Source organism: Pseudomonas fluorescens group sp. (assembly GCF_020093335.1).
Lineage (GTDB): Bacteria > Pseudomonadota > Gammaproteobacteria > Pseudomonadales > Pseudomonadaceae > Aquipseudomonas > Aquipseudomonas petroselini.
On sequence record NZ_JAIOKW010000001.1, the window covers coordinates 602291 to 628359 of the forward strand.

Annotated in this window: 23 protein-coding genes, 1 tRNA gene and 6 pseudogenes; 13 read left to right on the forward strand and 17 right to left on the reverse strand. The window is 55.6% G+C overall.

Features of this window, described 5'->3' with window-relative positions:
- Positions 1-69: 69 nt before the first annotated feature.
- Both K7431_RS02655 and K7431_RS02660 read right to left on the reverse strand, forming a co-directional pair.
- Positions 70-1050 carry a GlxA family transcriptional regulator gene (locus K7431_RS02655; protein ID WP_043205407.1) on the reverse strand — a complete coding sequence of 327 codons (981 nt, stop codon included), beginning with the start codon at positions 1048-1050 and terminating at the stop codon, positions 70-72.
- 341 nt (positions 1051-1391) lie between these two features.
- Positions 1392-2000: a LysE family translocator gene (locus K7431_RS02660; protein WP_043205408.1), complete on the reverse strand. Its 609-nt coding sequence runs from the start codon at positions 1998-2000 to the stop codon at positions 1392-1394.
- 728 nt (positions 2001-2728) lie between these two features.
- Here K7431_RS02660 and gcvA point away from each other — a divergent pair.
- The 4 genes from gcvA (at position 2729) to K7431_RS02680 (ending at position 5615) form a co-directional block, all read left to right on the forward strand.
- Complete coding sequence (gene gcvA / locus K7431_RS02665; RefSeq protein WP_012724491.1) at positions 2729-3634, forward strand: transcriptional regulator GcvA; 906 nt, start codon at positions 2729-2731, stop codon at positions 3632-3634.
- Positions 3635-3709: 75 nt separating this feature from the next.
- Positions 3710-4537, forward strand: a complete 828-nt coding sequence (locus K7431_RS02670) for a DMT family transporter (RefSeq protein WP_012724492.1) — start codon at positions 3710-3712, stop codon at positions 4535-4537.
- A gap of 29 nt (positions 4538-4566) precedes the next feature.
- Positions 4567-5328 carry an SDR family oxidoreductase gene (locus K7431_RS02675; protein WP_012724493.1) on the forward strand — a complete coding sequence of 254 codons (762 nt, stop codon included), beginning with the start codon at positions 4567-4569 and terminating at the stop codon, positions 5326-5328.
- A gap of 41 nt (positions 5329-5369) precedes the next feature.
- Complete coding sequence (locus K7431_RS02680; RefSeq protein ID WP_012724494.1) at positions 5370-5615, forward strand: hypothetical protein; 246 nt, start codon at positions 5370-5372, stop codon at positions 5613-5615.
- Positions 5616-5774: 159 nt separating this feature from the next.
- Here the strand turns inward: K7431_RS02680 and K7431_RS02685 are convergent, their stop codons facing one another.
- A complete protein-coding gene (locus K7431_RS02685; protein WP_012724495.1) occupies positions 5775-6365 on the reverse strand; it encodes a TetR/AcrR family transcriptional regulator in 591 nt (196 codons plus the stop codon).
- Positions 6366-6531: 166 nt separating this feature from the next.
- Here K7431_RS02685 and K7431_RS02690 point away from each other — a divergent pair, with 166 nt between their 5' ends.
- From K7431_RS02690 to K7431_RS02705, 4 genes are all read left to right on the forward strand, one after another.
- The gene (locus K7431_RS02690; RefSeq protein WP_012724496.1) at positions 6532-7632 is read left to right on the forward strand and encodes an alkene reductase; all 1101 of its coding nucleotides are present in this window, start codon (positions 6532-6534) and stop codon (positions 7630-7632) included.
- 52 nt (positions 7633-7684) lie between these two features.
- Positions 7685-8473, forward strand: a complete 789-nt coding sequence (locus K7431_RS02695; RefSeq protein ID WP_012724497.1) for an SDR family NAD(P)-dependent oxidoreductase — start codon at positions 7685-7687, stop codon at positions 8471-8473.
- Between the two features lie 308 nt (positions 8474-8781).
- A complete protein-coding gene (locus tag K7431_RS02700) occupies positions 8782-9780 on the forward strand; it encodes an NADP-dependent oxidoreductase (RefSeq protein WP_012724498.1) in 999 nt (332 codons plus the stop codon).
- 61 nt (positions 9781-9841) lie between these two features.
- On the forward strand, positions 9842-10654 hold the full coding sequence (locus tag K7431_RS02705) for an oxidoreductase (protein WP_043205410.1): 813 nt from the start codon (positions 9842-9844) through the stop codon (positions 10652-10654).
- 541 nt (positions 10655-11195) lie between these two features.
- Here K7431_RS02705 and K7431_RS02710 read toward each other — a convergent pair.
- The 3 genes from K7431_RS02710 to K7431_RS02720 form a co-directional block, all read right to left on the reverse strand.
- Complete coding sequence (locus tag K7431_RS02710; RefSeq protein WP_224265898.1) at positions 11196-11531, reverse strand: hypothetical protein; 336 nt, start codon at positions 11529-11531, stop codon at positions 11196-11198.
- Positions 11532-11913: 382 nt separating this feature from the next.
- Positions 11914-12561 carry a hypothetical protein gene (locus K7431_RS02715; RefSeq protein ID WP_148270922.1) on the reverse strand — a complete coding sequence of 216 codons (648 nt, stop codon included), beginning with the start codon at positions 12559-12561 and terminating at the stop codon, positions 11914-11916.
- Positions 12562-12904: 343 nt separating this feature from the next.
- Positions 12905-13702, reverse strand: a complete 798-nt coding sequence (locus K7431_RS02720; RefSeq protein WP_012724502.1) for a hypothetical protein — start codon at positions 13700-13702, stop codon at positions 12905-12907.
- 306 nt (positions 13703-14008) lie between these two features.
- On the opposite strand from K7431_RS02720, the gene K7431_RS02725 reads away from it, so the two are divergent.
- The gene (locus K7431_RS02725; protein ID WP_012724503.1) at positions 14009-14749 is read left to right on the forward strand and encodes a hypothetical protein; all 741 of its coding nucleotides are present in this window, start codon (positions 14009-14011) and stop codon (positions 14747-14749) included.
- 45 nt (positions 14750-14794) lie between these two features.
- Positions 14795-15346, forward strand: a complete 552-nt coding sequence (locus tag K7431_RS02730; RefSeq protein ID WP_012724504.1) for a hypothetical protein — start codon at positions 14795-14797, stop codon at positions 15344-15346.
- Between the two features lie 25 nt (positions 15347-15371).
- On the opposite strand, the pseudogene K7431_RS02735 reads toward K7431_RS02730, so the two are convergent.
- Positions 15372-15782: pseudogene (locus K7431_RS02735) on the reverse strand (DUF4113 domain-containing protein); the annotation flags it as partial.
- On the opposite strand from K7431_RS02735, the pseudogene K7431_RS02740 reads away from it, so the two are divergent.
- Positions 15779-16147, forward strand: a pseudogene (locus tag K7431_RS02740) (SOS response-associated peptidase family protein); the annotation flags it as partial. The pseudogenes K7431_RS02735 and K7431_RS02740 sit on opposite strands and share 4 nt — an antisense overlap.
- Before the next feature lies 1 nt (position 16148).
- On the opposite strand, the gene K7431_RS02745 reads toward K7431_RS02740, so the two are convergent.
- Both K7431_RS02745 and K7431_RS02750 read right to left on the reverse strand, forming a co-directional pair.
- Positions 16149-16739, reverse strand: a complete 591-nt coding sequence (locus tag K7431_RS02745; RefSeq protein WP_043205414.1) for a hypothetical protein — start codon at positions 16737-16739, stop codon at positions 16149-16151.
- Between the two features lie 66 nt (positions 16740-16805).
- A pseudogene (locus K7431_RS02750) lies at positions 16806-17132 on the reverse strand (DNA adenine methylase); the annotation flags it as partial.
- On the opposite strand from K7431_RS02750, the pseudogene K7431_RS02755 reads away from it, so the two are divergent.
- Positions 17131-18129 (forward strand): annotated as a pseudogene (locus tag K7431_RS02755) (tyrosine-type recombinase/integrase); the annotation flags it as partial. The pseudogenes K7431_RS02750 and K7431_RS02755 sit on opposite strands and share 2 nt — an antisense overlap.
- A 145-nt stretch (positions 18130-18274) precedes the next feature.
- Here the strand turns inward: K7431_RS02755 and K7431_RS02760 are convergent.
- The 8 genes and pseudogenes from K7431_RS02760 to pvdQ form a co-directional block, all read right to left on the reverse strand.
- Positions 18275-18949 (reverse strand): anti-sigma factor, encoded by a 675-nt coding sequence (locus K7431_RS02760; protein ID WP_012724508.1) that lies wholly within the window; start codon positions 18947-18949, stop codon positions 18275-18277.
- Positions 18946-19581 (reverse strand): sigma-70 family RNA polymerase sigma factor, encoded by a 636-nt coding sequence (locus K7431_RS02765; RefSeq protein ID WP_043205415.1) that lies wholly within the window; start codon positions 19579-19581, stop codon positions 18946-18948. Before K7431_RS02765 ends, K7431_RS02760 begins: the two co-directional genes overlap by 4 nt.
- A 55-nt stretch (positions 19582-19636) precedes the next feature.
- Positions 19637-20230 carry a fasciclin domain-containing protein gene (locus tag K7431_RS02770; RefSeq protein ID WP_012724510.1) on the reverse strand — a complete coding sequence of 198 codons (594 nt, stop codon included), beginning with the start codon at positions 20228-20230 and terminating at the stop codon, positions 19637-19639.
- 324 nt (positions 20231-20554) lie between these two features.
- The gene (locus K7431_RS31035) at positions 20555-21418 is read right to left on the reverse strand and encodes a methyl-accepting chemotaxis protein (protein ID WP_370636043.1); all 864 of its coding nucleotides are present in this window, start codon (positions 21416-21418) and stop codon (positions 20555-20557) included.
- Positions 21419-21421: 3 nt separating this feature from the next.
- Positions 21422-22258: pseudogene (locus K7431_RS31040) on the reverse strand (HAMP domain-containing protein); the annotation flags it as partial.
- Between the two features lie 192 nt (positions 22259-22450).
- Positions 22451-22615: pseudogene (locus K7431_RS02780) on the reverse strand (IS66 family transposase); the annotation flags it as partial.
- A gap of 258 nt (positions 22616-22873) precedes the next feature.
- Positions 22874-22947, reverse strand: a tRNA-Cys gene (locus K7431_RS02785).
- 212 nt (positions 22948-23159) lie between these two features.
- Positions 23160-25445, reverse strand: a complete 2286-nt coding sequence (gene pvdQ, locus K7431_RS02790) for a bifunctional acylase PvdQ (protein WP_012724512.1) — start codon at positions 25443-25445, stop codon at positions 23160-23162.
- A gap of 237 nt (positions 25446-25682) precedes the next feature.
- Here pvdQ and K7431_RS02795 point away from each other — a divergent pair, with 237 nt between their 5' ends.
- On the forward strand, positions 25683-26063 hold the full coding sequence (locus K7431_RS02795; protein ID WP_012724513.1) for a hypothetical protein: 381 nt from the start codon (positions 25683-25685) through the stop codon (positions 26061-26063).
- The last annotated feature ends 6 nt before the right edge of the window (positions 26064-26069 follow it).

Here is a 26069-nt window from a genome sequence, read left to right on the forward strand (position 1 = left end):
TATTGATTGGGGCTGCTGCGCAGCCCGGCGCGGGGCAAGCCCGCTCACCACAGAAGGAATCGAGTGCAATCACTTCACCAACCGCTTCTCCTTGGAGGGGCGATATCCGAAATACGAGCTATAGCACTTGCTGAAATGACTCGGCGAAACAAACCCGCACGCCACCAGCACCTCCACCTGTGACAGCTCGGTGTGCTGCAACAGCCGCCGCGCTTCGGTCACGCGCAGTTCCATGTAGTAGCGTTGCGGTGTCGTGCCCAGTTGTTCCTTGAACAGGCGCTCCAGTTGGCGGCGCGAGCGGCCGGCGTACACGGCCAGTTGGTCCAGTTCCAGGGGTTCTTCGAGGTTGGCGTCCATCAGCTTCACCACCTCACGCAGGGGCGCGCTGACGCTGACGTTTTCGGTGGGTTTGATCCGCCGGTAACGTGACTCCTCGAAAGCCAGGATGTCTTCGATGCCTTCGACCAGTGCCTTGTCGTGCAGGCCCTTGATCCAGTCCAACGCCATGTGGAACGCGCCTGAGGGGCTTGAAGCCGTGAGGCGGTCGCGGTCGATCACGTAGGGTTCGCTGGTCACGTGCGCAGCCTTGGACACTTCGGCCAGGGCTGGGCGGTGTTCAGGGTGGATGGCGCAGCGATAGCCTTGCAACAAGCCGGCGCGGCCGAGGAACCAGGCGCCATTCCACAGACCGGCGAGGCCGATACCGTGCTCGGCGGCGGTACGCAGCAGGTGGATGAGGTCTTCACTGGCCTTGAGTTCAGTACGGAAACCGCCGCAGACCACCAACAGTTCCAGGTCTTGCAGGGCCGCCCCATCAAGGCGCGCGTCGGGGCGGATTACCAGGCCCAGGTCGCTGATGACTTCGCCATCGTCCAAACCGAAGGTGCGCGAGGCGAACAGTTCGGGGCGCAGCAGGTTGGCGGTAACCACCGTGTCGAGGGTCTGGGTAAATGCGGGCAAGGAGAAGTGTTCGAGCAACAGGAAGCCAACGCGAGTGACCGACGCCGGCTGCTGGGTTTCATTGAGGTAGCGCAGGTTTTTGCCTTTCATGCCACCGCTGAATTGACGTCTTTCCATCGAGGGTTTGCCCACTCTTATTGTTGATGCAATGTGCACCATCTTAGGGGCAAACAAGTGAGTTGTCTCAGGCGCTGATCTTGAGCAAACCGCAACCGCATCAAGCCCGCAGCAGAACAGTGGCAACGGCATCTGATACGGTTTTTTCTTCGCTATCTGCGTCTGTATCGAAACACTGTTTGGGCGGACAATAGCGCCATTCCTACCCCCTTCCCTTCGGAGGCCTTATGACCAAGATGGCACTTTTCCTGTTCGGCTTTTTGGTGTTGACCATCGGCATCGGCCTGCTGGCGACCATCTCCCCCGTGTGACGCTCAACCGGCAAACAACATCGGGTACAGCGACAGCACCAGCAGCCCCGCCATCGACACATTGAAGACCCTCAGCCAGCGCGGCTCACGCAACACGTTGCGCAAGCCGCTGCCACACCCGACCCACACACACACGCTGGGCAAGTTGACCACGGCGAACACCAGTGCAATCACCAGCACATTGGTGACGTAGCCTTCGGCCGGGGTATAGGTGGTGATAGCACCCAACGCCATGATCCACGCCTTGGGGTTCACCCACTGGAACGCCGCCGCGCCGAGGAACGTCATCGGCTTGCCCTGCGCATCATCGCTGTCGGACATACCGCCCGCCGTCGCGATCTTCCACGCCAGGTACAACAGGTACGCCGCGCCGACGTAGCGCAACACCGTGTACGCCCATGGGAACAGCTTGAACACCTCGCCCAACCCCAGGCCCACCGAGATCACCAGCAGCATGAACCCCATACTGATCCCCAGCGCATGAGGCATCGACCGGCGGAACCCGAAGTTCACGCCAGAGGCGAGCAGCATGGTGTTATTGGGGCCTGGCGTGATCGAGGACACGAAGGCGAACAGTACAAAGGCTGACAACAGGCTGGTAGACATGAACATGACGCGGCATCCGAACACAGGTGATAGGCCTGTGACAGTAAAGGCTTATGGACCGCCCTGACCCGTACAGCCACAGTACGATTAAGGCATACACTTTTTTGCCAAAGCTTTCACAAACCTTTCACAGATGGGCGCCTATGGTGAATCCAGCTCCTAATGAACATCCTTTTAGCCCGCGCTCCCCACGCGGGCTTTTCTTTGCCTGGGATTTGTCACGCTGGAATAAACGCCTCGGCCCAAACTGCGATTGGCAGGCAAAAAAAGGGCAAGCCATTCGTCATGGCTTGCCGCTATTTTTGCCTGTCCGTTAACGCGGACCGCCACCACCGCCTGGGCCACCTGGGCCACCGCCCTGACCATGCCCGCCACCATGACCACCACCGCCACCTCCCGGTGGCATGAATATCCAGCAGCCCGACAAGGTCGACAACAACGCGACAACCACAGCCGCCTTGGTTAGATAACTCAACTTCATGACCACACTCTCTTACTTGACGAGATTAACTTCTCGCTGGATATGACAGTGCGAACCGCAAGGCGTCACGGCTATCGTGTAACGCGATGGTAGGGTTTGTATGCGTGACGGTACAACGTGAAGACCGTTGCAGGGTTGCCTCAGCCCTTTGCGCAGACCTGGCAACCGTGAGGTCGAGTCAAGGTACGCAAATCAACTACCATGAGCCTTCATTCATGGAAACGATTTCCACCAGACTCGCCGGGGCCCACTCATGAGAGACCTACCGCCAACCGCTACGCTGCGCGCTTTCGAAGTTGCCACCCGGCACGCGACCTTCACCTCGGCTTCAGAGGAGTTGCATGTAACCCAGAGCGCCGTCAGTCATCAGTTGAAGCACCTCGAAGACCTCTGGGGCCTGCAGCTGTTCCAGCGTGGCAAGTCGTTGCGGTTGACCCCCGCCGGTGCGGCGCTGGCACCCATCGTGCGCGAGTTTTTCATGAACCTGGAGGCCACACTGTCTGACCTCAGGGAACAAAAAGGCAGGGTCCGGCTCAAGGTCAGCGCCACCTACTCCTTCGCCCTGAAATGGTTGCTCCCGAGGTTGCCGAGCTTGTCGCAACAGCATCCGGAGATTCTGATCACGCTGGAGACCAGCGACAAAGCAATCACGTTTTCCAGCGCAGATTCAGACGTAGCGATCCGCCTGGGCAATGGTAATTACCCCGGCCTGCACTCGGAGTTCATGCTCAGGGAGCAGATATTTCCGGTGGCCAGCCCTGACCTGCTCAACCGCTTTGGCACCCCGCAGGAGCCCGCCGAGCTGTTGCGTTACCCGCTGCTGACGCGCGACGGCGCAGACTTGGTGCCCAAGTGGGAAGCCTGGTTTGAACACGTCGGCGTCGGGAGTTGCGCGCTCAACGAAAGCGTCAGGTTTGCTGATACCAACATGACCATTGAGGCGGCATTACTGGGCCATGGGATTGCCTTGGCGCGTAGCGGCCACGTCGAAGCTGAAATCAACGACGGCCGCCTGGTGAGGCTGTTTGAGGTGCCGTTCGCTTCACCGGTCGCCTACTTTTTTGTCTGTCCCAAAGGGATCGAATCCCAGCCTCACATCATCAGTTTCCGTCACTGGCTGCTGGCCGAATCAGTCCAAGCCCAGCAGCGCTATCGATAAAGCATGAATAATCACTCATGCCAGGATGAACGGACTTCGCTTTCAGGCAAGCCATAATGTTACTTAATATGGCGCATGCCTTTTCCTATCGTTCTACTCATCCTCTTCGCCGCGCTCCTGCATGCCAGCTGGAACGCGCTGTTGCGCGCCGGCACCGACCGGCTGTGGTCAATGACCGTAATGTGCCTGGCGGTGGCCGTGGCCAGCACGGTCATTGCCTTGTTCCTCACGCCGCCCGCCGCCGCCAGCTGGCCGTACGCGGTCCTGTCGGGCGTGTTGCACGTCGGTTACAACCTGTTCCTGGTGCGCAGCTACAAAGTCGGCGACCTTGGGCAAACCTACCCGATTGCCCGTGGTTCCTCGCCCATTCTGATCACCCTGTTCGCCTTCGCATTCGCCGAAGAGACGGTCAACGCAGGCGCGCTGATAGGCATCGTATTGGTGTCAGCCGGCATCATTTCACTGACCTTCAAACAGCGCAGACTGGCCGTCCCCAGCCTGCCTTACGCATTGGGCACGGGCGTTTTCATTGCGGCCTACAGCGTGACGGACGGCATCGGCGCAAGGCTGTCCGACGCGCCGTTGGCCTATACCGCGTGGATGTGTGCGCTCTGGGGCATCATGATGCCCCTGGTTTACGTTGGCCTGCGCGGCACGCGCAGCCTGCTCACGCCGCGCCCAGGCTGCATCACGGCCTTCCTGGGTGGGCTGGTCTCCCTGCTGGCCTATGGCATCGTTATCTATGCCATGTCAGAGGCGCCGATGGGCGCCGTGTCGGCGTTGCGCGAAACCAGCGTAGTGTTCGCGGCATTGATCGGTTATTACTTCCTGGGCGAGTCACTGACTGTCCGAAAAGTCCTCGCGTGCGTGGTCATTGCGACCGGCACGATCCTTATCGGCTGAACCCTCAGCCCTCCTAAAAGGCGCAAGCAATGGATACTGTCTCTTCAGCCCCCCTCATTTTGATCACAGGCGGCAGCCGAGGTGTCGGCGCGGCAACGGCGCGGCTGGCGGCTGCGCAAGGCTACGACGTGGCAATCAGCTTCATCAGCAACGAGGCCGCCGCCCTCGGCGTGGTGGCCGATGTGCAAGCATTGGGGCGACGCGCCCTGGCCATTCGCGCCGACAGTGCAGACCCAGAACAGGTCGCCCACCTGTTCGCCGCCATTGACGAGACGTTTGGACGTATCGACGTGCTGGTTAACAACGCCGCCATCATTGCGCTTCAATCGCGCTTCGAAGACCTCGACTTCGCCCGTATGCAACGCATTTTCGCAATCAATGCCATCGGCCCGATGCTGTGCGCACAGCAGGCCGTGAAACGCATGTCGCTGCGCCACAACGGCAAGGGCGGCAGCGTGATCAACGTGTCCTCGGGCGCCGCCCGGCTTGGCAGCCCGAACGAATATGTCGACTACGCCGCCTCCAAGGGTGCCCTGGAGACATTCACCATCGGGCTGTCCAAGGAGGTCGCGCGCGAAGGCATACGCGTCAACTGCGTACGCCCGGGGCACATCTACACCGACATGCACGCCAGCGGCGGCGAACCTGGCCGCGTGGATCGCGTCAAGGACAGCATTCCAATGGGCCGGGGCGGAGAACCCGAAGAAGTGGCGCGGGCCGTGCTTTGGCTGGCCAGCTCAGAGGCGTCGTTTATCACCGGGACCTTTCTGGATGTGACTGGGGGGAAGTAACCTGTAACACGGGTGTCGGACAGAGATTGATGGGGGAATAGATGGACGATTTGATACAAGGGCTCGATGGGCCCAGGACTGCTCAGCAGGAATTGTTCTACGACCTGGAAGATGCGGCGGCGGTGATTGGGTGGTCGGTGGTTGAATTGACGGCGATGGCGGGTAGCGACAGAACGCCGGATGAGGCCGTGGCGTTGATGAAAATATGCGCGTTGTTGGCGGCGCAGCAGAAAAAAATGAAGGCTTATGCGAGTGAGGTTAAGGAACAACGGATCGTGAGAGCGTAAAGCGGCTGGATTTATTTTCAGGAGAGTCGACACCCTCACCTGCTTGCGCCCGTGCTTAGAAAAAATCTGGCAATCAATAAGTAAACGTACAACCCCTGGCCATTAAAACCCCATAGACGCTAGCTATGGGGTTTCCATGAGTGGTGGTCCGCTATCGACTCAGTCAGCGCCTTTCTGCATCCCCAACGGCAACGACGCCACGATCTCAGCACGGCACGTTTCGAGTATTTCATCCGCCAGAGCAGAGTCATCCGGGCACGCCCGCGACAACATCACTGCGCCGATTGCATGCGCCAGCAGGTCGATCATTTTTGCGCGGACGTCTTGCTTCGTCGTATCCGGACCCGCCGGGTAATTTTCCTCGAGTGCTGCGAGGGTGCTCTCTACGCCGCTGGCGAAGGTCGCCTTTAACTCATCTGACTGGCGAGCAGCATCGCCACACAGCGCCGCCATGGTGCACCCGCCGCTCCTGCCGTCTCTGTGCTCGCGCGACACATACATGTTGACGAACCCCGTAACGTCGAGGTGGCAGGTATTGGCCAGGGATTGCGAAAGGCTGTTTTCAGCGGCCTCGGCCATCAAGTCTGCTTTGGAACCGAAGTGTTTGTAGAACCCTCCCTGGGTAAAACCGGCAGTCGCCATCAGCTCTGCCACCCCGACGCCATCGTAGCCACGCTCACGAAACAGCGCTGACGCCGTCTCCACAATATGAGCCCGGTTGGCGATGGATTGCGTTTTGGTGATCTTCATTTTGCGCTCCTGTGCCTCCTGAACAATGGCCTGACTATACTCTGATGTCAGTCATAATCAAAAACGTTGACATCTTTGATTATGATCGACATCATAAATTCCGTACTGCAAGCCTCTGCCATTGCGGCGCAGGTCGCCGTCATTGATCAACGAGTATGGAATCGATATGAACGACAAGACCTTGTTTGAACCCTACACGCTCGGCTCACTGACGCTTTCCAACAGAATCGTAATGGCACCGCTGACGCGGAACCGTGCGGGCGCGGGCTTTGTTCCGAGCGAGCACGCTGCGACCTATTACAGCCAGAGAGCCTCTGCAGGCCTGTTGATTTCCGAGGCCACGCAGATCTCACAGCAGGGCCAGGGTTATCAAGACACCCCCGGGATTTATACGCAGGCGCAAATAGACGGATGGCGTTCTGTCACAGAAGCCGTTCACGCGAAGGGCGGACGTATTTTCCTGCAACTGTGGCATGTGGGGCGCGTGTCCCATACCGACCTTCAGGAAAATGGCACAGCACCGGTTGCGCCCTCTGCGCTCCGTGCAGCGACGAAGGTGTTCGTCAACAATCGTTTCGTGGATGTTTCTGAACCTCGGGCGCTCGACATCAGCGAACTGCCCGGCATCGTGGGCGACTTTCGTCGCGCCGCGTTAAACGCAATTGCGGCTGGTTTTGATGGTGTAGAAATCCATGGTGCGAACGGCTATTTACTTGACCAGTTCCTCAAGGACGGCGCGAATGTGCGTACGGATGCCTACGGTGGCTCGGTTGAAAATCGTGCGCGCTTGTTGCTGGAGGTTGCGGCGGCGGTAGTGAGCGAAGTCGGTGCTGAGCGCACGGGCATCCGCCTATCGCCAGTGTCGCCGGCCAATGGGGTGTCCAGCACCGACCCGCAAGCTCAATTCGATTACCTCGTCGATCAACTCAACGCCCTCGGCCTGGCTTACCTGCATGTGGTCGAAGGCGCCACTGGCGGGCCTCGCGACGTGGCGCCCTTCGACTTCGGCTCCTTGCGCCAACGCTTCAATAACACCTACATCGCCAACAATGGCTACGACCTGAACCTGGCCACCTCGACACTGATTGAAGACAAAGCCGACCTCATTGCCTTCGGCCGTCCGTTCATTGGCAACCCTGATTTGGTAGAGCGACTCCAGACCGATGCGGCTTTATCCGCCTTTGACCCGGCCACCCTGTATGGCGGCGGCGCCGCGGGCTACATCGACTACCCGCCACTGACTGAAAGCGGCCAACGCCACCCCTGAACGTCACCTTCGCGAACGTTCCCGCCCTACATCCACAACAGAGAATCAAGCCATGAGCCTCCCTAACACCGTCCTCATCACCGGCGCCTCCACGGGCATCGGCGCCACCTATGCCGAGCGCTTCGCGCAACGCGGCCACGACCTCATCCTGGTCGCCCGCGACAAAAATCGACTGGAGGCGCTGGCAGCGCAACTGCGCGATAAACACAAGGTCGCCATCGAGGTACTTCAGGCTGACTTGACCCACAGCAGCGACCTGGCGGCTGTCGAAACGCGCCTGCGCGAGGACGCCAGCATTGGCATCCTGGTAAACAATGCGGGTGCCGCGCAATCCGGCAGCTTTATCGAACAGTCCACCGACAGCGTAGCTCAACTGGTGACGCTCAACACGACCGCGCTGGTGCGACTGGCCAGCGCCATCGCCCCTCGCCTGGCCCAGGCCGGGGACGGCGCGATTATCAACATAGGTTCAGTGGTGGGCCTGGCGCCGGAGTTCGGCATGACGGTCTACGGCGCGACCAAGGCCTTTGTACTGTTTCTATCACAAGGCATGAGCCTGGAATTGACGCCCAAAGGCGTCTACGTGCAAGCCGTCTTGCCAGCCGCCACGCGTACCGAGATCTGGGAACGTGCAGGCATCGACATCAATACCCTGACTGACGTGATGGAGGTCGGCGATCTGGTCGACGCGGCGCTGGTGGGTTTTGATCGTCGCGAGACCGTGACGATTCCTCCCTTGCAGGATGCCGCCCGCTGGGATGCCTTGCAGGCTGCACGTCAGGGTTTACTGGCGCAGATTCGACAATCCGATGTCGCCGAGCGATACACCGCCACTGCATAAATACGACCCATATCAAGGGGCTGCCATGCCTAATGCCAGTCATTTAAGGGTGAGCACCGTACCTGTGGCGAGGGAGCTTGCTCCCGCTGGGTCGCGAAGCGGCCCCAGCTCTTTGTTTCAAAAGACTGGGACTGCTGCGCAGTCCAGCGGGAGCAAGCTCCCTCGCCACGGGTTACTTTTCGCTCTTGCTGCTTCTTAAATGACTGGCATTAGGCTGCCATGCCCCTTTTTCATACCAAATCTTGACGCGGATCCCTGAATAACTGAGGCGGTCAAGTTCCATTGAACGCCATGAGAGCTGAATCAAAATGAAGGCATTCTCGATCGACCGTTACGGCAAAAAGAATGGACGCATCAGCGAAATGCCCGCCCCTGAAGTGGGCGCCCATGACGTGCTTGTTCAGGTGCATGCCACAAGCGTCAACCTGCTCGACGCGAAGATCAGGACGGGCGAATTCAAACTGATCCTGCCGTACTCATTCCCGCTGATATTGGGTAATGACCTGGCGGGGGTGGTGGTCCGCGTAGGAGCCTCCGTGCGGCGCTTCAAGCCGGGTGATGAGGTGTACGCACGCCCTCCTCAGGCGCGCATAGGCACCTTCGCGGAACTGATTGCGGTAGATGAAAACGCACTGGCATTGAAACCTGAAAACCTCAGCATGGAAGAGGCCGCCGCCCTCCCGCTGGTTGCGTTGACGGCGTGGCAAGTGCTGGTTGACAGCGCCAGGCTGAAACAGGGTCAGAAGGTCTTTATCCAGGCGGGCTCCGGCGGCGTTGGCAGCGTCGCCATCCAGCTCGCCAAGCACCTGGGTGCCTTTGTCGCGACGACCACCAGCACGGCTAACGTGGAGTGGGTCAAGGCACTCGGGGCAGACGTCGTGATTGACTACAAGACGCAAAAGTTTGAACAGGTTCTTCAGGATTACGACGTCGTATTAAACAGCCTGGGCGCGGATGAACTGGAAAAGTCGCTGACCATTCTGAAGCCGGAAGGCCAACTGATATCCATCTCCGGGCCACCGACGCCGGCGTTTGCCCAAGCGCAAAAGTTGCCCTGGGTAGTGGGCCTGGTGATGCGTCTGTTGAGCAGCGGTATTCGCAGGAAAGCGCGAAACAAGAAAGTCAGTTATGCGTTCGTATTTATGCGTGCCAGTGGCACGCAACTGGACAAGATAACGGCGCTGGTTGAATCCGGCAGTATCAAACCGGTGATCGACCGCACATTTACCTTCGACTCGACCGCCGACGCCTTGAGCTATGTCGAACAAGGAAGATCCAAGGGCAAAGTCATCATTAAAGTCAAATAACTATCCCCTCCTCTTCGTTCACGAAAGACGTTGTGAGTGAGCCGCACACTTGGAGCAGCAAATGAGTACATCTTCCGAAAGAACCGCGATTGTGACCGGCGCCTCATCGGGCATTGGTCGCGCGACCGCTGAGGCGCTGGTACGGGCGGGATACACCGTGTTCGGCACGAGCCGCAAGGCCACCGACACGCCAACCCAGGTGACCATGCTCGTCTGTGATGTGACCGATGACGACGCTGTCAGCGCCCTCGTCTCCACTGTACTTGCGCGGACTGGGCGGATCGACCTTCTGGTCAATAATGCTGGCGTTGGCCTGCTGGGTGGCGCGGAAGAGTTCTCGATCTCGCAGGTGCAGGCACTGTTCGACGTCAACCTGTTCGGCGTGATCCGCATGACCCATGCGGTCTTACCGTCGATGCGGGCAAATGGCCAAGGCCGCATCATCAATATCGGATCGATCCTGGGGTTAGTGCCCGCGCCCTACTCCGCTCATTACTCAGCGGTCAAACACGCGCTGGAGGGCTATTCGGAATCCCTTGATCACGAGGTGCGCGCCTTCAATATCCGAGTCTCGATTATCGAGCCGGCATTCGTAAGAACCGTCTTCGATCAGAACGGCATTGAACCGGACTCACCGCTGAAGGAGTACGACCAGGCGCGCGCCGGGTTCAAGGCGCTGCTGGCCGATGTGATGCCCAACGCCGATCGTCCAGAAGTCGTAGCGACGGTAGTCGTAGAAGCGGCGAGCGATATTCACCCCAAGCTTCGCTACACGGCCGGGAAGGCAGCGAAACAAATCAGCCTGCTGCGCCGCTTCGCTCCCGCCGGGGTCTTTGATAAGAGCTTGCGCAAGCAATTCCGGTTGCCGGTTTGAATCCTGGGTCTCATGACGCGCCTGCGAAACCTGTGTAGTCGAGGCAGCCGACTCTCGTCCTGGTACATTTCGCCCTCCGCCACGGGGCAGGGTTGAGGAAGTGTTTCTCAAATCCCAGACAATAAAAAACCCCGTAGACGTTAATCTACGGGGTTTTTAAGAGTGGAGGCCGAGGTCGGAATCGAACCGGCGTAGGCGGATTTGCAATCCACGAATATCCTCATTATTTTCAATAAGTTATATGATAATCTATTCCGCATCACCAACATTTACTCCTCGCTGGAGCCCTCTAAAATCGGGAGGTTCTATTTCGGTTGCGGAATGAATTTCTATGCTTCGTCGAGTACAGCCAAATAGCCCTACGGCTGGCCCTATCAAGCCTTCCATCCAAAGGTCTGAGATAGGGATTCGGACCCCTTCCTGCATTCATACAGGCAGCTATAGGCAAGCAATTACGGCTAATTGCTTGGTATTAGAAAGCGCAACGCGCGCCTACAGCAGCCCATTTTCTACCCTAAAACGATGCGACTCCCCCCAATGCTCACATACGTTTCGCCTTCATGTATTGGGCTAGGAAATTTTTCGCTTTAGCCTTCTCGGCTTTCCGCGTTTTTTCCATCGCTTTGTTCGCCGCCTTCACTGCCTGCTCTGTGGACCGAGCAGACGCTTCCATTTGCTCCCGAATGATTGGAGGCTGACGTGCGAGTTCGTCCGGGTCAAGGATGGGAGTTTCCTCACGCGGCTGACCTATAGCCATAACGATCTGCTGTTTGCGTAGGGATATAGGTTCAAATCCATAACCCTTGTAGACAGACACCAAGCGAACGTCACAAGACAGGCTGACCACCGCATACCTGGAAATGATCTCATGCACCATTAAGCTAAGAATCCCCTCGCATCTACGAGGCTTGGAAACTGCCGCGTAGTAGATGCCGCACTCGGGCCGCGACCCGGGAGATAGGCCACAAAGCGCGAACCCGACAAGTTGACCATCATCAGTAGCGGTAACTAGCTCTATCTGGGAGGGAGCTGGCCGCGCCAAGTACGCCCTCACCTCGGTAAGCAGACTGAGCCGATATGCGCTGAACAGAGGGTGCGATACCGGAGGGTGTCGCATAGAGAGGTCTGTTACATTGTCGGCGACGAGGTCCAACACCTGCTCTCCTATTTGTTGCAGTATTGGAGCAGCAGTTGTTTTAACAAGGATCATATGGGGCCTCCTGGCCTTCTGAGGGAGCAGCAACACGTCTAACTCTTATTCAAGCACGCCGGCTCTGGTGATGCGCGTGGGCCGCATCAAGTAACCAGGGATGCCTTCCCAAATAACGGATTATCGCAGCACTCATTGTTTTTGCTTCTCTATCTGCGTTTTGTCCCCAAGCCGCGACTTGGCTTTTAGCAAACCCTCCATTGGTTTCGAGCTGCAGCAATATTGCAGACCGCGTCAAATTGACACTACGCTTGAGCGAGAGGAATGCATTTGCAACATCTAAATCTTCAAGGCGGGTATATTCAATTTCTTTTAAGTCCTCAAGACATATTTCCAACAAGTTTGAGTGATATTTCAGCATCGGTGGGGTGGGCACCCCCTGCAAGATGTACTGACTTGCTCCCGCAATCACTTCGCTCGCATAGGCAGCGACTCCGAAAGCTTTCTCCATATAGCCGTACCCCTCAAATAGCTTGTCCTCTTTTTGTTGCATCATTCCCCGACGCGCAATCGCGACTGCGGCTAAAATCGCGCCGATGCTTCCTATGGCTTGCACCCATGCACTCATGCTTTCAGTCGAGCCGACAGCTTTTATTACCACCCAGAGAGTCCAGCCCAAAAAGCCCATTGAGATAAAACTCCATACCACCCATATTGAAGCCAGCTTCATGCTTTCAGGGACTATCAACGCTTTCATTTTCGAATGGTCCACGGAGAAAATCGGAGCTTGACTGGGTTTCAAAATTTGGTCCAGCGCCGCGTGCTACCCCCCCCATTGTGTTGGAGTATTTCGCTCGTAAAGCCCCAAATCTACATCTTTATTGAGGCTCAGCGCGTATCAACACTCCATGCACAAACGCATGTTTGGCTTAGAATGGCGTGAATTGGCGTACGGTTTGCCCCATTTTTTCCCCTCCTCTCGCAAGCGCCCCCAGTTCCATGTGCCACCTGGCAATCATATCGAAACGTAATCTTTATGCTCTGACAGGCCATACTCGATGCGAATTGAAGCTCAACTAAGGATAGCCACGACGAGTTTATTATGTGGATCCGCGATACTGCTTAATTAATGAATGAGCGCTGCTAGCTTCAAGCATCACCTTAGGCAAGGTACTTACTAACAGATCAGCTCCTTCGTAGAAAGATGAAGCAATCGCCATAGTAGCTAATGGATCTATCTTCACAATCATTTCATATTGAAGCATAGCATCTGCGTCCCTATGCGCGATCGTAGCATGCCTGGCCGGGGATAATATTTTTTTTGCTCTAGCGTGCGCCTTGTTAATTTTTCGGAACGCCGAATTCATTTCCCCTATCAGTTCATCACTTATTCCGGCGAGCCTATAAGCCTCTTTCAACTTGTTTGCCGGCGCAACTTTCGCCATATCCCACTCATGTATGACAAGCAATATAATTCGCAGAGAAAGGTTTCTTTTCCACTCATCAGCGTGTGTCAATGCGTCAATTTTCACAGCCTGAATATCTTTTTCGGCCAGAAGAAAAAACAGTGAGAGATTGAAAAATATCTTCAGCGACTCGAAATGCATCGCGCTTTTACTTTTTTTAAAATTCTCGACAGTTGCATTAAGTGCATCCGTCAAAGCTACCGAGCGCTTTCTCTCACGAATCACCAACTTAATACGCAGGCAATGTCGCAGCACGCCCTCAATGTAAGGACGAAAAATCCTAATAGCTTTAATCGAGAGCCATCGCCTTACTACTTGAGGTGGCTGATCAAACAGCTCCCTTTTTTTACCATCCCGCATAATCCCCCCTCCGAAACCTCTAATGCCAATCCACAAGCCAGCCAAGCAAACCCAACCAAATTTCGCATACACGCGCGCGATACCGTCTTATTTCTACGAACTGTATCTAAACTTTTTTTGGCATTCAGGCGCAGTGCACATCTGCTTTGTATAGAATACGGTCATTAGAAAAAATCACAAGAATAGGGATTCGACCCCCTTCCGTCGCTCACACGGGCCGCTATGGGCCGGCAATCACATGCTCAGTGGTTCACTCTGTACACTGCGGGCGGCTTTCTTCTTACCCAGCACGTACCAGAGAAACGACTGCGCCAGCTAAGGACTGTGCGCGCCTGCTTAATTTTTTGTATCCTGAGCGGATAAGAAGGAGTTTTAGCTATGGGACAAGCAAAGGCTAGGGGAACTAAACAGGCGCGTGAAGCGCTGGCAAAGGAGGTCGCCTCACTTGTATCGGGAGACAAGTACCGTCTTCAAATGATCGAGGTCAAGAGACGGTTCCGAGCCGCAGCTCGCATTCTTAATTCTGATATACCACTGTCTGGCGATACTGACATCGACAATGAGTGCGCTTTTGCTCAAGTCCGACGGATCGTCGAACTTATTGCATTCTCCGCGTTGATTGCAGACCGTGGCCACTATGAAGCTCAAAGGCTTCGGGAAGCAGCCAAAAATGATAAAGATAAGGGCGACTACACTGCCGATTGGAAGGCTGGAGAAATCCTTAAGCGTCTAAAAAAGGTCAACACCAACTTCCTTCCCCAATCGGCTGGAGACCCCGTCGCGGGTCCAGACAACACTAAGCACATACCATATGGCGCTATCGGCCCCAAGACACATAGCGACTTGATCACTATTTACCAAACGGCTAGTCGTTACCTGCACACCTCGAATCCATTCGCGGCAGATCTGGAAGCACGCGCGTTGCTGAAACTTAAAGAGGCCAGATCCGTCCTTCAGGCAGACCTGGCACTACTACGGGGCATAATTTGGAAGCACAACAAATTTGGCCTAATGCCTGGAAGCTCGAAAGAGGCAGGTAAAAGATTTGTTTGGATGGTGGACTTACGCGACGAAGAGTCCAATGAGGTGGAGATATATACGGCACTACAAGATACATAGTCGATGTAAGCTCGAGCAAATAGCTAAAAACATAAGGAGCTAAATTTGGAAATCGCTGACTTTAAAGAGATCGCCCCTCTGCTGACGGGCATAATAACTGCGACTGCCGCCATATTAGCTGTAGCCGTTACCAGCTTGTTCAATCTTAAAGTTGCCAGAATTAACATTGAAGCCCAAGGCAAGCAAAAAACAAAAGAGCTTAGACTTGAAAGACTAGAGGAACTCTACCTTTTATTTGACAAGTGGGAGCGAAACTTCACAAACATCTACCTCATCTATTTTCGCTGCTACATGGGAAAACTTAGATATCAAGAAACACACGAATTAATTCAAAAACAAAACATACTTGCACCTAATGAGGCCCAGAAATACAAAATGATCATGATGGTTCACTTCCCATCACTTGCACCTGCATATGAGCCTGTTGAAGCTGCTAGAAAGCTACTAGTTCCCTTTCTCACCGATCCAAGCAAAAGCGCATTATCTGCAAGAGAATTCGATAACCTTCAAAAATCATTTGAGAAAGCCTGCGAAACCTTCAAGTCAGAAATAAGCTCTCTAGCACATATAACGACGGGCGCAGAAAAACATTCATAATATTTGTAACCACTCACACACACGCCTATTTGCACGCCACTGCCCATAACTGATCCAATTTGGTTGTATAGCTTTGGCTCATCATTTCCCGGCGCATACCCCAAGCAGGGTTACTAGGAACGCTAGCTGACCGCAGCGTTCCTCTCCCCCACCGAACGTTAATTTCGTCCAGCACGGTCATCACTCGCGTGGATTCGGAAGGCTGCGAAGTTGCGAACAGATCATCGGTGTACTCACCGGGCTTACACAGGTTGAGCAGCATCACTTCGGCCTTACTGTATTTGAAGCCTGGTCGGTAAATACGGTCGACGGCATCCACAGCCGCCTTTATGAGCAGTCGCACATCATCGGTTGGATAGGGTATATCTACCACCACCCCGTTGGCATACTTCGTCTCCTCAGGATTGAACATGCCAGTGCGGATGCACACGCGTAAAGGACCCGGAGGACCCGAAGAAGAAGCAGCCCTTTTTCATCCGCCTGAAAAGCCGGCGCCCGATGTTCTTCGGGGCGCTTGCCGAGGTCAATCCTGGACAGGAGCCTCATCAGGGCGATGGGTTTGTCATTATCACCGCCGCAAGCGATCTGGGAATGGTCGACATCCATGACCGGCGCCCCCTGGTACTAACTCCAGAGCATGCCAACGAGTGGCTTGACCCCGGTATAACGCCGTCAAGAGCAGAAGAAATTGCAAGAGAACTGTGCCAACCAACAGAAGAATTTGAGTGGTTCCCGGTAAGTAAGGCCGTGGGCAATGTGAGAAATCAAGGACCAGCGTTAATCAACCCTGCCATAGGATAACCTAATTAGTAATCGACTCTTTTAGAGCTGTGTAGTGCTTCTCTATTTCATTCAAGTGCAACAGCACATTACTTTTTAAAACAGAATTAATTATAGAGAGATATTTCTGTCGCTCTACTAAATCGCCATTGAGGCTAGCTAGCTGATCGGAAACGCCGGGCAATAACGATGGAGCCATTAGCAGTTTGTCTGTCGCATCCCCCAAGAACACAAGCTGATTGCTGATACCTAGTATCGCTAACACTTGCTGGCCCGAAGCCAATTCATGCACAGGGGCGCCCTGGAGAGCCCTAACCAATCCGGCGTTAACATCTCTGTGGTACACCCCATACAGACTTAAGTTACTGCCTGGATCGACACTAATAAGATTAATAGCAGCACGAATTTTGCCGGCGTATTCATAAGCCGCCTCAGCCACAGATAGGATAGTTTTTTGTTTTTGCAACCCCGCGTGCGCAATTGAAGTCCTGGACACTCGAATGGCGATATATAGCGCCACAATTGAACCTACCGCCTGTACCCATGCGGGAGCGCTATCACTTGAAATAAATTTTAAGACTGAATTCCATATCACTAGCCATTCAGCTGCCATCTCATATCTCCATATCGTCATAGGTAACCTGCGGTCATAGTACTCAGAACCGCAGGCTTGTTCGCATCAGAATAATCTACCCAGTTGTGCAGGGGTCCAGTTCATTATCACCAACTCGCCACTGACCTCTGCTTTCTGCTGCCGCTGATTTGTATTGCAATACCGGATATCGACAGTTTCAAAATGAAACCCCTCAAACACACGCCGAATATCCGGATGGTCATTGATGCTTACCATTACCTTACCTTTGCAGCGCCGCATGAAATCGGCCATCCGCTCGTAGTTTTCAAAGGGGAAGTCAACGCCATATCCGGTGGTCTGCCAGTAAGGCGGGTCCATATAGTGAAAGGTATGGGCACGGTCGTAACGCTCGGCACAGTCTAACCAGGGTAAGAGTGGAAAGACTTGGACATCGTATTACTACGACGGGAGAACTACCGACGGGAAGCGGAAGGAAATCCCACTCGGGACAGACCTCGATCAGGCCAAAGTGGAATGGGCAAGACTGGAGCGCAAGACACCGCCTAAGCCTACCCATCTGATGAGCTATGTATTTGATCGCTACGAAAAGGAAATCATCCCGGGCAAGTCGATTCGCACCCAATCCGACAACCGCAAGGAACTCAAGCAGCTAAGAAGAGCATTTGAGAGCGCCCCTATTGAGTCGATCACGCCTCAAGTAGTAGCGCAGTATCGTGACGCTAGGACAGCCAAGGTGAGGGCCAACCGTGAGATCGCCCTGCTCTCCCATGCATTCACCATTGCACGAGAATGGGGGCTGACTGACAAAGCAAACCCTTGCTTTGGCGTTCGCCGCAACAAGGAAAAGCCACGGGACTATTATGCCGGTGCAACCGTATGGAACGCGGTATACGCGGAAGCGGTACAGGAACTCAAGGACGCGATGGATCTGGCCTACCTGACCGGCCAACGTCCCGCTGATGTGCTCAAGATTGCAGCCACCGACTTGAACAATGGCTTTTTGCTGATTGGTCAGGGCAAGACCGAAAAACGTCTCCGTCTTCGTTTGGAAGATGACGGAATCCAATCCGGCCTGAGTAGCTTTATCGACGACCTGCAAGAGCGCAGAGCCGTCAATGGAATCCGCACGTCAACTTTGATAACAAACGCGTCTGGACTTCGGATGAGCCAGCAGATGCTGCGTAATCGGTGGGACGACGCACGAGAGAAGGCAGCAATCAAAGCGTCAGCTGATGGTGATCCAGCGCTGGCAACGAGCATTCGTCAGTTTCAGTTCAAGGATATCAGACCAAAAGCTGCCAGCGAGATCGAGCTGACGCACGCTAGCCGCCTACTAGGTCACTCCACAGAGGAAATGACCAAGAAGGTATATCGGCGAGTCGGTGAAATTGTGAAGCCTACGAAATGACACGTTACTACGTGTACGACAGGCAGAAAACGGCCAGAAGCTGCCGTTCACTACTCATGAGTCGGTTGAGCTGGCTTCGAACTCTGGACGACCGATCATTGTGTCGTTTACTCACGAAAAGATTTAAAGACTTACCGCCACGGAGTTACAGTACCGTAAGCGCGCCCTGGTAAAGCACCGGACCTGTCGGCTGTCCTGTCGGCGATCCGCCATCGGGTTCAAGACTGACGGCCAAAGTGCTTGACTCACCCATGAGAGCTTTCTGCGCGCTGGCCAACTTAATCTCCCCATCTCCACCTGGCGGTATCACCCCAAGGGACACGGGTTTGCCACTTAGCGGAATAAGCCACATTTGCAGGCTACGACCCTTTTCAACTTTCGCTAACGCCTGCGGTTTGATTCTCAGGTAGTCCTCTCGCGTTTCAATGCTCATCCAAGACTGTGCGTCAGCGCTATACAACGTGGCACCGTAGCGTACATCGTCACGGCTGTAGATAACGCTTAGCGATACTGCTGCTACGAGTGAACATGCTGCGATCGTCATTCGGAGCCAGTTCCAGAGAGGCCGTTTCATAGGCAGCTGCATTGTTTGCGGATCTATGCGAGCCGTAACTTTGCGCCAAACACGATCCGGTACAGGTTGTTCAGGCAGAGCCTCAGTGAGGCTCATGAGGCATTCCTGCCATTGCGCAAGTTCCGCGCGAAGTTCCGAGTCTTTTAGTAAAAGTTGCTCAAAGCGCCGGCGTGCGGTGTGCGGCATCAACCCGATGGCATAGTCGGCGGCAAGTGCGCGACGCATACTTGGAGTTTGGTAGTTCATGACTCAAGGCACCTGCGCAGATGCTCCATGCCCCGGCGTATCCAAGACTTCACCGACCCTAGCGGTGCTGAAAGGTGTTCGGCCAACTCTGAACAGGAGAGTCCCCCAAAGTAGGCAATGGTGATCGATTGGCGTTGCATCCCTTCTAGCTTATCCAGGCACCGATGTAATGTGCTGGCCTCACGGGAACTGTTCAGTTGCTCATGTGCCGAGGGGCTGTCATCGACCAACATCTGCGCGTCGAGATCATTCAGCGGACGGTCGCGATATTTTCGCAATTGGTCGATGGCCTGGTTTCGCGTTATGCTGATCATCCAGGTCATCGGCGCGGACAGGTGGGATTGGTAGCGTGAAGCATTGTTCCAAATGCGCACAAAACTTTCCTGCAGCACCTCTTCAGCGAGATCCGAACGTCCCATGAGCCGCAAAGCCACGCCGTGCAAGCGCGGACTCACGCTACGATACAGCGTTTCAAATGCGCGTCGATCACCCAGGGAGCACTGGGCTAAAAGGTGTTTGAGTTGGTCGATGTCGGCGATTGGAATAGCCTTTCTCCAAACGATTAAGTCGTGAGGTGCTAAATGTCGATTGCAGCCAGAGGTTAGCCCACAGCGCGCTGTTGTTCCATTCACGGGTGGGCTCCTCGGAAAACTCGCCAATCCTGCGGATGGCGACCGGCGATGTCAGTCAACTTTTCGGCATCAGCACCTTATCGATGACCTGTATCACACCGTTCGACTGGTACACGTCATAGGTGGTGATGTCGGCGACGTTACCCTTCTCGTCTTTGATGGTGATGTTGTGCGGGCCATTCATCATTGCCCACAGCTTGCCTCCTGAGACAGTGGTAAGTTCGGCCTTACCGCCACCGGCCTTGATCTTTTCGGCAAGGGTGGCCATGTCCAGTTTGCCGCTCACAACGTGGTAAGTGAGGATCTTGCTGAGGGTTGCCTTGTTTTCCGGCTTCAGCAACGTATCGACGGTTCCGGCGGGCAAAGCAGTAAAGGCTGAATTGACCGGTGCGAACACGGTAAAGGGACCTTTGCCCTTGAGAGTGTCGACTAGACCGGCAGCTTTGACAGCGGCGACCAGGGTCGTGTGATCTGCGGAATTTACTGCGTTATCAACGATGTCCTTGCTCGGCAACATGCTTTGCCCGCCTACCATTACGCTGTCGTGGCTCATCGTCGCTGCCTGTGCCGCGTTGAACACTAAGCCGCTACCTGCCGCCAAGGTCAGGAGGCCGACTATCAATGGCGTTTTGATCGAAATGCTTTTCATCGCGATGATCCTTTATGAGGAGATTCGGCCAGGAAGGTCTGTCCGTGTTTGATATACGTGGCGGCGTTCGGAATGGATGCAGTACCTCAGTTTTTTTGTGATCTGGAAATTACGCGATCCAGTGACCACTGCTTCTTAAGCAAGGTGGCCATATTCCAGCTAGAAGGTGTTTTTTGTGCACGGCTGCTTTTGGCCGATAGTTGCCTATCGCGGCAGGCTCAAAACGGCCAATTGCTGCCGCATAAATGGTCGCCGGTTTAATTACGCGAGGCGGGATAGCCGCCCACCAGCAAGCTTTCCAGCTTCGCTACTAACAAGGAAACTTTATATGCGGAAGCGACCTACCAGCGCGTTAAGGTCCAATGCCAAGCGCGATAATTCATGGCTCGCAGAATTGGTTTGCATCGCTCCTGCTGCTGACTGCGCTGAGAGATCACGGATGGCTATAAGGTTACGATCAACTTCGCGCGCCACCTGAGCCTGCTCCTCTGCTGCGCTGGCGATCACCAGGTTCCGCTCGTTGATCTCACCGATTGCAGAGAAGATTTCCTCCAGCACGTTACCGCTGGCTTGGGTGATAGTGAGGTTGTCTTGAGCCTTGGCCGTACTTGAACGCATGACATCGGCAGCCTGCTCGGCGTTGCTTTGCACCATGTCGATCATCTGCTCAATTTCACGAGTCGATGCCTGAGTACGATGAGCCAGCGTGCGGACTTCATCGGCTACGACCGCGAAGCCACGCCCTGCCTCGCCGGCACGTGCGGCCTCGATGGCTGCGTTCAGGGCCAGCAGATTGGTCTGTTCGGAGATTGAGCGGATTACATCCAGTACTGTGCTAATGTTTTGCACCTCACTGGCTAGGTTCTGGATACGTCTAGCACTGTCTTGGATCTCCGACGCCATCAACTTTGTTCCTTGGATATTCTCCCGCACTTGCGCTCGGCTCTTCTGGGAGAGATTGTCGGAAGCGGAGGCAGCTTGTGAGGTGGATGTAGCGTTACGCGCTACCTCTTCGACCGCGCTGGTCATCTCGGTTACTGCAGTTGCCGCCTGCTCTAGCTGCTGGTCCTGCTGCTGCAGGCCGCGGTTGCTTTCTTCTGTTACTACATTTAGTTCTTCGGCAGCGGAAGCCAACTGCGTGGCAGAACTGGCGATCAGGCTGAGCGTCTCGCGTTGACTAACCTGCATCTGCTGTAGTTCGGTAAACAACTCGCCAATCTCGTTACGTCCAGGAACCATAACCGGCTGAGTCAAATCTCCACCGGCAATGCGTCGGAAGTGTACGCCTGCCTCACGCAGTGGGCGTAAAACGCTGCTGGAGATAAAGCCCCAACACAGCAAAGCCAACGCCAAGGTCACTACGGCTAGAGTGATCGCCATAGTCTGCGAGACTTTAAGACGATCAGCCGACTCTGCCATTATCTGTTTGCTACGGGTATCTAGCTCATCAACCAATTTGACGCGTACAGCTTGTAGTTTGGTCATGCCTTTGCCCGCGGCAATATTCACCTGAAAGTAATCCTTCGCCGACTGTGCACGTGTAGCTGCCCGCTGGCCGACGACGGCGTCGCCGTACTCGGTAAACGCAGCCTTAAGCTCACGGACATAGCCTTTTAGGGTCGGTTCGGTGATGTCGGCGGTGGAGGCCTCAATCTTGGCAATGGCCTCCTTCCAGATAGCCTCACTTAGAATCAGGCGGGCCTCGGCATCCTGCTGACGCCCGGCCATGATTTCTATAAAGGCCGAGGACACGTTGGCACTAGTGCGAATTGCTAACAGCAAGGAGTTGTTGATTCCATCAATCTGACTCGTCGCCCGATCCAATTCGCTGATCTGATCGTGGCTGCGCTCGGATGAATGCCAGTTGTTAACCACCGAAAACAACAACGTCAAAACGAACGTGAACAGTACAACGACCATTCCAGTGCGGACTTTGAGATTGGGAAACATCGCGCTAGCTCCAAGGAAAAGCCCAGAGAGGGCTCTAATGCTTAAGTATCTGACGTATATAGAAAAGCTATAGGCCATGGAATCGCATTTTGGGCGATTAGCGGACAGTAATTTTTATGTCTTTGGTCTGAGGTGAAAGGCTACAGGCCGAGAGCGGGTCAAATATGGCACATGGAAGGTTGTGTGGTTTGAAAATGGTAAGAGGAGCTTAGATCGGCGCTACAAGCACCGGCTTGCAAAGCCGGCAGGTTTAGGCGCTTCAATCCATTACGGGGACGGCTTTTCGGGCCGAATTTGTCGCCGTAAATCTGGTTCAAGGTCGCGGATCTTATTTTCGATTTCGTATAGCAACTGGATAGAGCGCAGTGCCTGCTCGGCGAGCATATTTTTGTTCGTGGAGTGCAGGTCGGAGAATTTGCGCCGTGCATGGGCCATTCAATCGAATTCAGTGGTGAAAGGTGACAGATTTATTTTTCTTCCGGAATGATCGCTTCTGGCCGTTAGTAGACGCTGAGGCTTTTTAGCCTCGAGCACAATCCCACGCCCAATCGGGGAGAGGCATACCGATAACGGCGTCTTAAATTTCCCGAAAAAAGGTAGGGATGCGGAAGCGATCCGAAAAATTGCGGAAGCGATGACCAAATCGCAGACAATAAAAAACCCCGTAGACGTTAATCTACGGGGCTTTAAGAGTGGAGGCCGAGGTCGGAATCGAACCGGCGTAGGCGGATTTGCAATCCGCTGCATAACCATTTTGCTACTCGGCCTCAAACGATCAATGCCCCAACTGCTGGCACTCACCGTATAAAAACTTGAGTGGGCTGTATAACCCTGCCTCTACTCTAACTCATTGAATACATTGAAGTTTTTAATGCTTCGTTGCGTTCGATGGGCGCCATTATGTACGTATTTACCAACGCGTGCAACCCCTTGATTTCAAAAATATTTCGTAATGCCATCAAGGGGTTGCGCGTCTGCCCTACTCCTTGATGCGCAGTTGCTGGTACTGCGGGTCGGCCTTGATTTGGGCTTCGGTGAACGGCAGCGGGCTGAGTTTTTTCTGAGAGAACGCTTGGGTCTGGTCGTTGGAATGCGCGGAGGCTGGGTTCGTGGACTCGGAGAACGCAAGTACGCCTTGGGCATGCGGGCCCTGGTCGTCGAAGGTGACGATTTGCAGGTAGCTGCTGCCGCTGACCACTTCGCGCTTGCCGTCGGCGCGGGGCACGGTTTGCATGGCGTTGTAGATTCCCAGTTCCTGCGGGCCACCGTGGATTGGGGTTTGGCCGGAGACTTGGATATCGCCCCATGTGCTGTCGGCAGTCAGGCCCAGTTTTTCGACGTCGGCAGAAGAGGCCAGCATGGCTTCGCGCAGCGCTTTCGCCACGGGTGCGCGGTCGATCGCCAGGCCGCGCGGGGTGGTCAGCGGCTGGGCTGGGTCGAAGGCGACGCGCCAGGCGTCGGGGATTTGCTGCAGCTGTTGCACCAGGTTGATGAAGTGCACCAGGCCTATGCCGCTGTCGAGGTTGGCGCGTTGGTCCCAGTTTTTCAGGCTGGAGCACAGGGGTTGCAGGACGTTGGCGTCGGCGCCGAGGTGCTTGGCGCAGAAATCGAGCAGGTCGGGCATGACTTGGCCGGCCAGGTACACCTCGTTGTCCATCACCATGTTTTGCAGGTCGGTGACGCTGATCGGTTTTTGCAGGGATTGCAGGCGCTGCAGGGCAAAACGCGCGCGCGGGCCAAGGCCGATGTGGTCCTGGCTGATTACCGGGGAGAAGCCCGTGAGCGGCGCCTTCGGGTTGGCCAGCCACGCCGAGTCGTTGGAATGCTGGACGTAGTCGGTGCGTTGCAGTTGCGGCAGTTGGTCGGCCGCGAAGATCCCAGGCTGGGCCGCGCGCGGGTCGATGTCCCAGGCGCAGGCGCTGTGTGCACCGTCGAGCAGGATCAGTTGCAGGCCGGCACGCGGGTCGCTGCACTGCGCCAGTTTGGCCGCGCTGACGTTGGGCACCACCGACTGGTTCATGTACAGGCTCTGGCCCTGGTCATCCGCGGCCAGGGTGTTGACCCACGGGATGCCTTGCAGGGTGTGCACCGAGGTTTTCAGTTCATTGAGGCTGGCGGCGCGGTTCATTGCGTACCACTGTTGCAGCACGCGGTCATTGCCCAGGTTGGCGTCGCGCAGGCTGAAGGCGTAGTGGCTGTCCCAGTCGAGCTTGCCCGGCCATTGCACCACCGGGCCGAATGGCGAGCTGTAGACGGTGTGCGACTGGTCCTTGAGGCTGCCATCCGCTTGCTTGACCTGTACGTTCACCGTGGTTTTATCCAGCGGCACCGATTTACCATCAAGCATATAGCGCGTGGCGTCCTTGGGATCCAGGGTCAGGCGGTACAGCGTGAAGTGCTTGGACGTATCCACCGTATGGGTCCACGCCACATGCTGGTTAAAGCCGATATTGATTACCGGCAGGCCCGGCAACGCAGCGCCCATCACATCCAGCTGACCGGGGATGGTCAGGTGCATCTGATAAAAACGCATGCCGCCTACCCACGGGAAATGCGGGTTCGCCAATAGCATGCCGCGCCCGTTGAACGAGCGGTCACGCCCCACCGCCACCGCGTTACTGCCGCGATCGAAGGCGAAGCGCTGCTGGTTGGCAGCCGCGAGCTCAAAGGCCTTGGCGCTGCTCGTCACAGAGGCTGTCGCTTGAGGCGGCGTCGCGCCGACCAGGGCTTCGGCGAATTGCCCGACGCCACCCTCTACCAGCAACCTACGGGTCAATTTGACCAAGTCCTCAGCCACCAATGGCCGCACCCAGGCCGCCTGGCACTGTGCCGGAGCGCCCTGCTCTTTCAGGTAACGGTTGTAGCCGGCCACATAGCCTTCGATACGCTGCTGGATCTGCGGGCTCTGCGCTTTCCAGAACGCGGCGACCGCATCCGGCGGGTTGAGCCAGTTGAAGAACACATCGCTGGCCAGGTTGTTGCGCTCTTCCAGGGTCGCCTGTTCGGGGCCGAAGAACCGGGCACGCTGCCCATTCACCGTGACGACTTCATTGGCCAGCAGGCACAGGTTGTCCTGGGCGTAAGCGTAGCCAATGCCGAAGCCCAAGCCACGCTCATCATTGGCGCGGATATGCGGCACGCCATAACTGGTACGACGGATATCCGCCGACGCTTGCGTCACCTGCTCCCGCGCCGTGGCAGCCAGGCTCAACCCCAGCAATACCCCGGCCACACACACCCTGGACAACCCATTGGAAATAATCACGCAGACTCCACCGTCAGATTTAACCGCCTCACAAGGGGCAATAACCCCACCGTAAGAACGCAAACCAGCGGGAATAATTTAGCGTGGAGGGAGAGTTAGTTGGGGCCGCGCGGATGTGACAAAACGGATACCGACGAAATTTCTACATCCTTCACTTCATGATTTCGCTCGCTCGTTCGTCTTATTAACTAAGAGCGCTCATTTTTTCCTGATCAGGCTCTGAAAAGGAGTTTTTGCATGTACAACCCGCAAGTGCCCACGGATGGACATTCATCGGCTGCCGAGGCCAGTTTCGGCAGCGGTACACAAGCATTCGGCAAAGTGCCCGAACAGCAAGGCAACCAGCGTATCCGCCATTTGCTCAAGTGTTTTGGCTTGCGCACCAGCCTGATCCGGCTGAAGGTCATCGACGCCCTGCTCACCGCCGCCGACAACCAGCGCACCCTGGGTGTGCGCGGCGTACACAGCCATTTATTAGAGCTGGGTATCCCGCTGTCGTTTCTCAGCGTGCGCGAGGTGCTCAAGCGCCTGTGCAGCGAGGGCGTGATCACCCTCAATGCGGACAAAAGCTACAGCCTCCATGAAGAGGCTGCCAAGGTACTCGAAGGTCGCGCCTGATGGGCG